Annotated in this window: 6 protein-coding genes and 1 pseudogene; 3 read left to right on the top strand and 4 right to left on the bottom strand. The window is 61.5% G+C overall.

From position 1 onward, the window contains the following. Positions 1-95: 95 nt before the first annotated feature. Positions 96-359, bottom strand: coding sequence for a hypothetical protein (locus IVB27_RS39845; RefSeq protein WP_247448005.1), 264 nt, complete (start codon positions 357-359; stop codon positions 96-98). Between the two features lie 936 nt (positions 360-1,295). Here IVB27_RS39845 and IVB27_RS39840 point away from each other — a divergent pair. The 3 genes and pseudogenes from IVB27_RS39840 (at position 1,296) to IVB27_RS43970 (ending at position 3,749) form a co-directional block, all read left to right on the top strand. Then, positions 1,296-1,667, top strand: coding sequence for a hypothetical protein (locus tag IVB27_RS39840; RefSeq protein ID WP_247448004.1), 372 nt, complete (start codon positions 1,296-1,298; stop codon positions 1,665-1,667). Between the two features lie 1,399 nt (positions 1,668-3,066). Next, positions 3,067-3,324 (top strand): annotated as a pseudogene (locus IVB27_RS43975) (hypothetical protein); the annotation flags it as partial. Positions 3,325-3,368: 44 nt separating this feature from the next. Continuing rightward, positions 3,369-3,749, top strand: coding sequence for a transposase domain-containing protein (locus IVB27_RS43970; protein ID WP_524536557.1), 381 nt, complete (start codon positions 3,369-3,371; stop codon positions 3,747-3,749). Positions 3,750-4,210: 461 nt separating this feature from the next. On the opposite strand, the gene IVB27_RS39830 is transcribed toward IVB27_RS43970, so the two are convergent. The 3 genes from IVB27_RS39830 to IVB27_RS39820 are packed head-to-tail and all read right to left on the bottom strand — an operon-like array spanning position 4,211 to position 11,393. Beyond that, positions 4,211-5,578 (bottom strand): HlyD family type I secretion periplasmic adaptor subunit, encoded by a 1,368-nt coding sequence (locus IVB27_RS39830; protein ID WP_247448003.1) that lies wholly within the window; start codon positions 5,576-5,578, stop codon positions 4,211-4,213. A gap of 10 nt (positions 5,579-5,588) precedes the next feature. Next, a complete protein-coding gene (locus tag IVB27_RS39825; RefSeq protein ID WP_345946996.1) occupies positions 5,589-7,295 on the bottom strand; it encodes a type I secretion system permease/ATPase in 1,707 nt (568 codons plus the stop codon). Positions 7,296-7,334: 39 nt separating this feature from the next. Beyond that, a complete protein-coding gene (locus IVB27_RS39820; RefSeq protein ID WP_247448002.1) occupies positions 7,335-11,393 on the bottom strand; it encodes a beta strand repeat-containing protein in 4,059 nt (1,352 codons plus the stop codon). Positions 11,394-11,411: the final 18 nt, after the last annotated feature.

Genomic DNA, 11,411 nt, shown 5'->3' with positions numbered 1-11,411 from the left:
ATCTTCGCCCATTGGGCGTCAGTCAAAACGAATCGGTCCATCCCAAGCTTGAATCACAACCAAGCCCCGATGAGAATCCTGAATCCCAACAGACCCTAGTTGAGCGTGAGCGACTTTTCCCGCCGTGGTCCCGTTTCGGCCATCCAAGCGCTCCAGGCTTGCTCATGCTTGGCGTAGAGCTCCAGCCACCGCTGCCCGGGCTTGTCCTGATCGATACGACGGTCAGTGCCCGGAAGGGTGTCGGGATTGTCCAACGTCTCGAACTCGATCGTCTCCGCAATCGTCAGACCGACAAGAACGCGCTGTCCGGCACCATCCACGATGTACCGTCGCGGAGCGTCCTTTCTAAGCTTGGTCATGTCGCGTGCTTCCTTTGCCGGAAGAATCGAGGTGCCGAGGTGTCGCTCCTAAAAGGCTCGTCGAGCATGACCGAACGCTGAGCTGGGATTCGGTCGGGCAATTCGGCTTGAGGTGCCGCAGGGATCGTTCGTGCTCGTTCGTTGGAGACGGCAGGCGCGAAGCGCATATCCTGAAATGAATCCGGCGCAGAAAATCAAAGCGGAGATAGATACAGATGCCATGCGAGCCGTCCTGAATGGTGGTACCCATCAAGAGCGAGTAGTGTGTCGACATCATGGTTCTCGATCACATCGGGCGCCGAAAGATTGCTCACGCCTGATCTCAACATGAGCAGCATCCAAGCTTGCCTTAGCGCAGTCTTCGGCCCCCGACAGCTTCTGAAACCGGTGGTTGCTCCCGGGTCCGTTCGGTCCGAACCACACACTCCTTCCTCCGGCGCACCCGAAGAACGGAGTTCGCGGCCGTTCTACGGACATCCACACTTGCAACCTTTCGAAAGCCGTCGCATTATTTCTCGTCCATTTTGAGAGAGATTCATCCAATGAATGTCCGCACCTTTACTCCACCCATTGCTCTTTCTGTTCTTGGCCTCACCTTGATGACGGCCGCAGCTCCGGCCGCGGAACTCACGCTTGCTCCGGCGCACCATCGGGCGGCCGACGTCCGAACCGGTTACGTGTTTTGGGATGGAGTCTACCCGCCTGCGGTCTATGGTCCCAATCTTCGTCCCGTCGAGGAAGTTGCGGCCATGAAGGCAGAAGCGCGACCCGTGTCGCAACGCTGGTGGGGGTATTGGTACGCTTGGTGAGCGGCAAAGCCGTTGAGCTGATAAATGCGTTCAACTCTGAACCGCCGCAACACCGGGCCACCGGTGGCGGCAGTTTGCTGGACGTCCACGGGAGCCGATCAACAGTGATGATTGAATGAGCGGCCGCATGAAAATCAAAGCAGCCGCTACGAGCTTATGTGTTTTTGCCGGCTGCTGGCTACAAGCCTACGCTGCGACCGCGGGTGAATGCGTCTCCCGGCCCGAGCGCTTCGAGCTTGCTTCTGACACCGTGTATTGGACTGTTTCGATTCCATCCGGGACGGAGTGCCTGCAAGGTCTGCGCGGCAAAACACAGCTCCTGAATGAAGTTAAACTGGTGGATGCGCCGAGTGCCGGCGTCGCGACGATCGCCGGCCCGTCGTTTCGCTACCAAGCGTCCTCGAGCCCTGGAACTGACCGGTTTCGCATTGCAGTGTCGGGCGAAAACCGGAGGCAGCGCGGATCATCGATCATCGTCGTGGACGTCACTATCAGGTAGCGTGATGTCGCTGCGAGAAGTTTTCGATACTCGCAAAGCTGCGAGTCCAAGCCTGTTACTTCAGGCCCCGCTATTTCGGTGGTGCCCCTCGTTCCCATGGCCGCTTGCCATCCGCGCCCCTGTCCCAAGGGCGGGCTGTCGGGGCGTTCTTCTCCTCCGAAGCCGCCCGCGCACGATCGGCCTGAACCTGTTCGCGATCGGTTATGGGTGCCTTCGGAGGGACCGGCTCGCCCTGCGCTAATCCAGATGTCGCAATGAGCAGCATCGTGAAAATGAATTTTTTCATCCCCGGCTCTAGCACAAGTGGCCGCGGGCTGTCCGATCTATTCGCTACTTCTGGTCTTCGTTGCTGGTGCCCGTGCCTGGACTACCGATAGGCATACCATTCGAGGTATGCCCAGCTCCGGAGTTTCGCTGCGCCTGGGCGGCGGATGGAGACGTCCCATTTGCCGTCGGGGGCTGGACGTTCGGATTGTTCTGGGAGGCGGTGCTGTGATTGGCGCCTGTCGTGGTGCCTTGCGTTCCCATACCGGAGGGGCCCGAGGGCCCGGAATTGGCGCTGCTCGACGAGGTGCCTGTGCCCGCGCCGGAACTCGCCGCCGATCCGGCGCTGGCGCCGGCGGCCCCTCCGCCTGCACCACCACCGCCGCCGCCGCCTTGGGCGAAGACCGGCGCGGACAGAGCAAAGCATGTGAGTGCCACGAGTGCGGATTTTTTGAACATGGAGAAGCTCCCTTGGTTTGAGGGGCAATCCACGACTGACGGAGGAAGTTCCTTTCGCTAGCGGCGATCGTCAACATCCGCGGCGATAAACGATAGGCGCGTCCGGCCCCAGTTGATGAGAACAGGCCCAGATTACCGTAGGCGAAAGCATCGTGTTTGCTGAGTCAGCTGCGGCAAAGGAGAGAGTCGGATTGCGCGGCGTTACTTCTTCGCTCCGCCCAAGAGATCGCTCTCGACATGCATGTCGAGAGCGGCTGAGCAGCTAACTTTGCGCCTTAGGCGGATCTTTCTTTGAGTTGGAAATCCATGGTCCCACGCCGAGTTCCCGGACTGCTTGCGAAATATCCATATTGTCGCGACGATCGCGGCGAGAACCAAAGGGATGGCATGAGACATCGGACAATCTCCTTGGAGCCATTAACCGAACAGGGACTTTTGCAGGGAAAACGCCCACCGCAAGGCGCCGCCTTGGCAGAGTAGGTGGCGAGAAGTACCTGAGAATCCCCAGAAATCCCCAGCGTCGCGGCGCGCCGCGCCCGGATCGGAACAGGGAATTTTTCGCCGGCGAACAGCGACTCGCGTTGCCCTGAGCACGGAAAAAGTCTCCGGCGGAGCAAGCGTCCATTTCTCACACGCGTGTTTCGCGGCGCGCGGACGCGGTCTGTTCTCCCCCTCGATGTGCAGATGCAAGGAGACCAACGATGGACGAATGAGAGCCAGCTGCGTGTTGATATGGCGAGGCGCTTTGGCGTTGCGCACCATGAGGCGTGGCAGCGAGCGCGTGGAATCAACGAGAGCCTTGCGGCGCTTCGCAGAGCTCTATGCGATCAAGACGGTCATCCGCGGCCAGACCGCCGTCGCCCGCCAAGCCCGGTCGCTCCTGCTGGTCACCGCGATGAAGGCCTGGCTCGAGACGCAACTCACCCACATCCCGCCCCGCAGCGGCCTGGCTGATGCAGTCCGCTATGCGCGGACCCGCTGGGACGCCCTTCGCAGCTCCTCGATGACGGGCGCATTGAACTCGATAATAACACGGTCGAACGGGCCATTCGCCCCCCGTCACGCTCGGCCGCAAGCAGTACCGACCGTTGGGCACCCGTCTGCTCCCTCATCACCACCGCCAAGCTCAACAACGTCGAGCCCTTCGCCTACCTCAAGGATATGCTGGAGCGCATGTCCAGCGGGCATCCCAAGAGCCGGCTCGACGATTCCTGCCCTGAAATTGGCGTCCGTCGACTGCTCTCAAACGACACCACGTGTCAGAAGTGGACGCTTACAACAGGCGATGCGCGCGCACCGGCCGCAACGGCTGCCGCATGCCGGGGCGCGTGTGTGCTCAAGCAATCGTTCTGTGGATAACCGCTGACGCGGGGGCGGCGTCCGCGCGCTGCGGTGATTCGTTAACCTCGGTCCAATTTAATTGGCTCGGCTCCTCTCTTTGCTCTTGCAAGGCGATCCGATGCGAAATTCCGATGTCCAGACCAACGCTTATCCGCTGCGACATGACCTCACGCCCGTCATGTGCGGATCGAGGAGCTCAAACCGCTTGGCCAGCAGACGCTGCCGACACGCGAAGAGCCAGATTGGCAAGCTCGCGGCGAGCCTGCAGGAGTTCGGATTCGTTCTCCCCATTGTCGTTATGCCAAACGCCGGGTGGTGTCCGGCTGGGCGCTGGTCGCAGCCGCCCAGCGCCGGCCGTTCCCTACCGCTCACGGCGAGCGCACTGCCGGGCGAGTTTGAGGCATTGGTGCGGCCGCCTTTGCGAGAGCCTCGGAGGCTCCCAGCGCTACCGCACCTCATTCGCCGAACCGATGATGTTGTTACTTCTGCCGGAATGACTGGTTGAACGACATTGCGAGCGGCCCAACGAGGTATTCAAATGCGGTGCGCTGAACGGTCGGGATCATGACGGTTGCCGGCATCCCCGGGTAGAGCTGTATGTTCGGCAGGGTCGCCAGCTCGTCGCGATCGATGCGGACGAAGGCCGTGTAGTACGGATTGTTGGTCTTGGGATCAGTCAGGCGATCGGCGGACACTTGAATGACGTCGCCGTGGATGATCGGCACGATTCGCTGCTTGTAAGCCGTGAGGTGAACCTCGGCCCGCGTGTTCGGATGCACGTCACTAATGTCCTCGACGGCAACCTGAGCTTCAATCGTGAGCGACTCCTCGTCAGGTACGATATCCAGGATCTTATCGCCGCGCTGAATGACGCCTCCCACCGAGAAGACATTCAGTCCCACGACCCGGCCGGTATAGGGTGCGCGAATTTCCATTCGGCCCATTACTGCCTTGGCACTCAGCGCCTTCGGAATCACCTCGAGCAGTCTGGCTTGCGTATCGCGGAGGTCCTTGCTGACATCGGTCATTCGATCGTTGTCCAGTTGCGAGATCTGTTGCTCCTGTTCGGCGATCGCCTGACGCAACTTGGCGATATTGGCGTTTGTGTCAGCAATCTGGCCTTCCAGACCGTAAGCGGTCCGCTCCAATTGCAGGATGCGGGGCCGCGCGATCAGTCCTCGCTCGACCAGCGGAGCAATATCTTTTGCCTCGTTGCGAACCGAGCTGATCTGATCGCTAAACGACTTGACCTGCGCCTCCGCACCAACGATCTGCGACCGCAGCTGGTTGATCTTCTCGCGGATCACGCTTCCTTGTCCTTCCAGCGAGGCCCGTCGACTTCCGAACTGGCTGAGCTGACCGTTCCAGACGCTTGTGAAATAGGGATCCTCAGAGCGCGCCTTCAGATCCGATGGCAACACGAGATCGGATCTGTGATCAAGCTCGGTCAGCAGCCGAACTTCCGTCGCCCGAAGCATCGCATATTGCTGCGTGAGCACCTCATACTCAGCACGCGTCTGGGTTTCGTCGAGAACGATCAGGAGATCTCCCGCGAGCACCCGCTCGCCTTCCCGGACATGCAGTTCCTTGACGATGCCGCCGTCGAGGTGCTGGACGCTTTTGCGGTTGCCATCAATCTTGACGACCGCACTGGCGACCACGGCACCGTTAAGCGGCGCGGTCAACGCCCAGCTGCCGATGCCGCCGAAGAAAGCGGCAATGATCAGCCATCCGGCCAGCGCCACATGGCGAATGGAATCACTCGGCGCGCCGTCCTGCCCGCCTTTCGACCGGCTCGGGGCCGCTGCGGGTCGTTTCGATCGGTCTGTAAGCTCCAACAGCGCCATCTGCCGTGTCCTAACCCGTCGTTTCCCGGACTGCGTGGATTGGCACCGGCCGCGTCAAACGCGCCAGGATTTCAGCGCGTGGGCCGAACATCTCGACGATGCCTTCACGGAGCACCAAGATCTTGTCGACCACGCCAATGGTGGCGGGCCGATGCGAAATGATTATCACCGTCGTTCCGCGCTTCTTCAGCTGCATGATGCAGGCGGCGAGAGCAGCGTCGCCATCCGAATCGAGATTCGAACTCGGCTCGTCCAGCACCACCAGACTTGGATTGCCATAGACCGCGCGCGCCAGCCCGATGCGCTGGCGGTACCCCCCTGAGAGGATCGCGCCCGCCTCTCCGACCTGGCTGTCATAACCGGCGGGAAGTCGTAGGACCATGTCGTGCACCCCGGCCATGCGTGCCGCCAGGATAACCTCGCTATCCTCGCCGTCATTGAACCGGCAGATATTTGCGGCAACGCTATCGGCGAACAATTCGACGTCCTGCGGGAGGTAACCGAGATGCTGGCCGAGCGAGGTTTTGATCCAGCTGGACACATCGGCTCCGTCGATACGAACGGCGCCGGCCGATGGGGCCTGCACACCCACGATGTGGCGCGCCAGCGTGGATTTGCCGGCGCCGGACGGGCCGATGATTCCCAGCACCTCACCCGGCTCGATCTGAAAGCTGACGCCGCGAAGAATCGGTTTCGACATGCCAGGTGCGGCGTAGGACAGTGCTTCGACCGAAAGGCCGCCCTCGGGTCGTGGGAGCGTGAGCCGGGGCTCCTGGGCTTGAGCGCTAGCCAGCAGCTCGCGCAGGCGCAAGAACGCGACGCGCGCCGAGACGAGGCCGCGCCATGATCCAACGATCTGCTCGACCGGCTGCAAGGCGCGGCCAAGCAGGATGCTGGCGGCGAACATCGCGCCGGCCGTCGTGAGCCGCTCGATCACCAGATAGGCGCCAAGTCCGAGAATCAAGGACTGCATCGACAGCCGCAGAAAACGGATCAGGCTCTGCATCATGGCGGCGCGGTCGCTGGCGGTGACCTGGCGCTCGAGCATCCGGCCGCGGTCCCGACTCCAGCGTCTCAGAAGCCCCGCCGTCATCCCCATCGCGCGCACCACTTCGGTGTTGCGCAGGCTCATCTCGGTAAAACTATAATTCTTGCTCGCCGCTTCATTGGATTCCGCAAGCGGACGCTTGACGATCCATTCGTTGAAGACCGCCATCAGGATCAGAATGATTGAACTTCCCAGCGCAAACGCGCCCAGGGTCGGATGCAGACAAAAAATCACCGCGATATAGATCGGCGTCCAGGGCAGATCGAGGATGGCGTGAACCCCTGTGCCGGTGATGAACTGGCGGAAGGTGTCGAAATCGCGCAACAGGTGCCCGCGCGCACCGCCCGCCGAGCGATCGATGATGGCGGTCATCACGCAGGGCGCGATGTTCCGGTCGAGCCGGATGCTGGTGCGCGTCAGCACTTTTGCGCGCACGGTGTCGAGACCTGCGAGTGCCGCAAACGCCAGCAACAGCGCCATCGTGAGCATAACGAGCGTGGTCTCGCTCAGGCTTGATATGACCCGATCGTAGACCTGCAGCATGTATAGCGGCCCGGCGAGATAAAGCAGGTTGATCGCCAGGCTGAACATCGCTGCTGTGGCGTAGTGCGACTGGCACAGTTTCAGCAACCGGCCCAGTTCGTCATGCTTTTTCGAAGGGACGGTCACGTTTGATACCTCAAGGCTGATGCGCTCCGGTCATGCCGCTCAGGCGATGTGGTGCGGGTCGTACGCGATCACCGTGTGGCTCGCTGTGTCGCTTTTTGCGGTAAAGCCGGCCGGATCGTACTGGCCGAGCAGGACGATATTCGCGGTGTGAGCGCCATCGGACACGGTCAGGGTGCCGCCAGTCCCGGCTTGGTTTTCGGTGAAGCTCAAGGTGCTTTCGCCGCTGAAATTGACACCCTTGAGATCGACATCGTCGTCGGCCGTCAGCCCGCTCACCGTTCCCGTGAAGTGGAAGGCGTCATCCAGGACGAGGTGGCCGGTGGCGTTTGCGTCGATCGTGACGTTGGCGCTGGAAGCCGCTCCGAACTCTATCGTGCCAATGCCGCTGATCTCCGCGCTACCCGAACCGCTGACCTCGCCCAGCGCCGTAACGGCACCGCCATTGGCCCACAACAGGCCCGTGTTGATGATGGCACTGTTGATCTGCAGACCGCCGGCTCCAGTGGCCTCCAAAGTCCCGGCGTTTACGATCACGTTCTGGCCGGTGTCGATCACCAGCGCATGGACACCATCGGCAAGGATGGTCGCCGCGTTGCTGAGACTGAGGTTTCCCTGCCCCAGCTGGCCGGCCCCGGAGATTGTGTTGTCGATGTTGTCGAGCGTCACATCCGGTGCCGTGCCGGCGATGATGTTGTGGTCATCATCCGACAGGATCACGTGGCCGCCCCCCTCCAGCTTGACGCCGGTCTGGATCAATTGCAGCAGCGTGTCGTCGCCGGATGCCTGCAGCTCGATTGTTCCGGTGTTGTCGATGATGCCGGAGAGCGGCAACATCGCGCCGTCGCCGATGGTCATCGCGCCCGGATTGTGGACGGTCGGCGTGACGTCGAATTCGAAGTTTGCCGCGGTCAGGTCCGCCGCATGCACCCCGTCGAGTGTGATCGCCTGGCCGGCAGCCAAGGTGATCACGGCATTGCCGTTGGCATCGTCAGCAGCATGGGCCTGCACGTCGCCGAAGCTCTGCCAGCCGTAGCTGATCAGGTCGATGACGTCGGAAGAGACGTCGAAGCTGTGCACAACGTCGTTGCCGATCGGCTGCGAGAGCACGAAGGTGTCATGGCCGGCGGAGCCAGTCAGTGTATCGTCGCCAGACCACGCGAAGATGGGAGAGCCCGGGGCGTAGGCTTCGACGTTGTCCACCAAGGTCGCGCTTCCCGTGCTTCCGTCAGCGTTGGTCCAATTCTCGGTAACTTTGAGGACGAGCGCTCCGACAAAGAGCGGAGTCGTGGTCACCGTGAGAGAGGAAACCTGATTTGTTAAGAGCGTCCAGGATCCGTCGAGATCTACCGTGGCTCCATTTATTGACCAACCCGTCGGAACTCCTGAGACCGTGACTGTCGTTAGTGCTTCCGATGCATCAACGAGCCCAAGATTGATTGGCTGACCGCTAATGCCCGCAGGTAGGTTTCCTGAACTGCCCGAGCTTCCCGCGTTTCCGGCATCGTCGGTATAGGATCCTGCGGATACACTCACATTCGCCGCACCTGTCGCGGTGCGGGTGAAAGTCGCAGTGTAGGTATCTCCGTCGACTACGGTAAAGTTGCTCAGCGTGCCTCGAGTTGTCGAGACATCCGAGGCCGTGAAGCCGGTGACCGTTTCGCTGAATTGGAAGGTCAGCGTTGTGGTCGCCCCAACTGTGTTCGGGAGACTTGGGCTCTCCGTAATCGTGATGGAAGGAGCTGTATTGTCCACCATATAGGTGGCCGAGCCTCCCGTCGTCGCAAAATTGGTCAGGGCGTTCCCGGCGAGGTCATTAACCGTGGCTCCCCCGCCGGTTGACTTCAGTGCAAGGCCAACCGTCCCATTTAGGTTAGCAAGATTACCGCCGGAGACCGTGACGTCGTACACACCTGCACTGACCAGCGAGACATTTGTCGCGGTTGCCGTTGTGCCACTGACAGTAAAATCCGCAGTGTCGACATTTGTTGCGGCCTCGCTAAACGTGACGCGGAAGACCAGGCTGTTTGCATTCGTGGGGCTCGTTGATGGTGTCTGCAATGCCACGGTGATTAAAGTCGGATTTTGCGTGTCGATTGAGGTGCCCGACGACACGTTGGTGGTCGGCACCTGGGTATTGCCGGCCAGATCCTTGGCACCGGACACGTTGAAGGTGATGTCCGAAGCGGTCACATTCGCATCTGCCTCGATGTAGCTCACCTGGTACGTGGTTGAACTTGTCCAGTGTCCGTTGGTCGCGTTGATCAGCGTGCCCGCGGCATTGTTGCTGACCACCGGCGTCGAGGTCTGATCCATCACCTCCGAGAAGGCAATCGTCGCATTCACCGTGTTCCCGGCGTCTGCATCGGTGACCTTGCTGTCGGACAGCACCACCGACGTCACCGTCGGCGCATTAGTGTCCACCTTGAAGTTGGCATTGTCCGCGACCGTCGCCGCCGTCGGGCTAGCCGTATTCCCAGCAGGATCGGAGATTGATCCGCCATTCAGCGTGATCGCATTCGCGTTGATGCTGATGCCATTTGTATCAGTCTGGCCAGCCTGGATCGTGTAGGTAAAGACCAACTGGTTGCTGCCGCTGCCAGAAGCATAATTCGCCTGAACCGTGGTGCCGCCGATGTTCAGCGCGAGCTGCGGCGTGCCGCTCACGTTCACCACCTCGCCGAACGTCGCGGCTACGCTCACCACATCGCCGGCATTCAACGTGTTGTTCTGAATCCCCGTCGCGCTGGCAATCGCTTCCGTGCTTACCGTAGGCGCGACTGTATCGATCGAAAAAGCGAACGAGCTCGCCCGGGGCGATGATGTTACAGCCCCAAATGTTGAATCAGCATAAGCGAGCTTACCCGTCCCTTGACCAAGTGTGACGATATTGCTTGAGGTCAGCGTGTAGCTCCAATTTCCGCTTCCATCTGCCGTCGCGGTTCCGAGCAGCGCACCTCCGATGGCGGCAGTATATATACTTATTGTGTCACCGGCCTCAGCAGTGCCGGACACGACGGCATCGCCCGACTGACTGCTGACGACGTGATCCTGGCCTCCACTGGCGCCGCCGTCGCCGATGTGAAGGAACGTGGGGCTGTCAGGAGTACCATTGACCGTCACCGTGAAGGTCTGGCTGGCCGAGGCCGTGCCGTCCGACGTCGTGACGGCGAAGCTTTCGCCCGTGGCCGTCTTGGCCGCGTTGATGGCCGCATCATTCTCCTGGTAGATGTACTGGCCCGTCGCGCTCTTCACAAACAACGTGCCGAAGCTGCCCGCCTTCGAGACGTCGTAGGTGATGCCGCCGATGGTGGTGCTGCCGGTGGTCCCACCCGTGATGCCGTAGGTCAGGGTGTCGGTCGTGTCGACATCATGGCCTGTCAGCGTTCCCGTAGCGGGGCTGAAGGTGTCGTTGGCGGCCGTGTCGGTGTAGGTTGGCCCGGTCACGGCAGCGAGCGTTGGCGCATCATTGGTGCCGGTGATGGTCACCGTGACCGTGCCGGTGGCGGTGCCGTCCTGGCTGGTCACCGTGAACTGGTCCTGGACCTGCTGCCCGGCCGTGAGCTCATCATGGGCGCCGTTGCCGGCGTAGCTCCAGGCCCCGTTGGCATCGATGCTGAAGTCGCCATAGCTGCCGTGGGCGTTCGATTGCGCCACGACCTGGGCCTCGCCGCTGTCGGGATCGACGATCGTCAGCTGCCCGGAGGTGTTGAGTGCGGTCGCGGTGTCGCCCTCGGTCACGGACTTGGCCTCGGACGAGACGGTCGCGGCATCGTTGGTGCCGGTGATGGTCACCGTCACGGTGCCGGTGGCGGTGCCGTCCTGGCTGGTCACCGTGAACTGGTCCTGGACCTGCTGGCCCGCGGTGAGCTCGTCGTGGGCGCCGTTGCCGGCGTAGCTCCAGGCCCCGCTGGCATCGATGCTGAAGTCGCCATAGCTGCCATGAACATTGCTCTGCGCCACGACATGGGCTTCGCCGCTGTCGGGATCGACGATCGTCAGCTGGCCGGAGGCGTTCAATGCCGCGGCAATGTCGCCCTCGGTCACGGACTTGGAGTCCGAGCTCACCGACGCTACGTCGTTGGTGCCGGTGATGGTCACCGTCACCGTGCCGGTGGC

Source organism: Bradyrhizobium sp. 197 (genome assembly GCF_023073375.1).
Taxonomy (GTDB): domain Bacteria; phylum Pseudomonadota; class Alphaproteobacteria; order Rhizobiales; family Xanthobacteraceae; genus Bradyrhizobium.
The sequence above is the reverse complement of the archived record's forward strand: the minus strand, read 5'-3'. Positions and strand labels throughout refer to the sequence as shown.

Coding starts and splice junctions, on each gene's coding strand:
- IVB27_RS39830 (WP_247448003.1), bottom strand. CDS start 5,578: ATGGCGCTGTTGGAGCTTACAGACCGATCGAAACGACCCGCAGCGGCC.
- IVB27_RS39840 (WP_247448004.1), top strand. CDS start 1,296: ATGAAAATCAAAGCAGCCGCTACGAGCTTATGTGTTTTTGCCGGCTGC.
- IVB27_RS39845 (WP_247448005.1), bottom strand. CDS start 359: ATGACCAAGCTTAGAAAGGACGCTCCGCGACGGTACATCGTGGATGGT.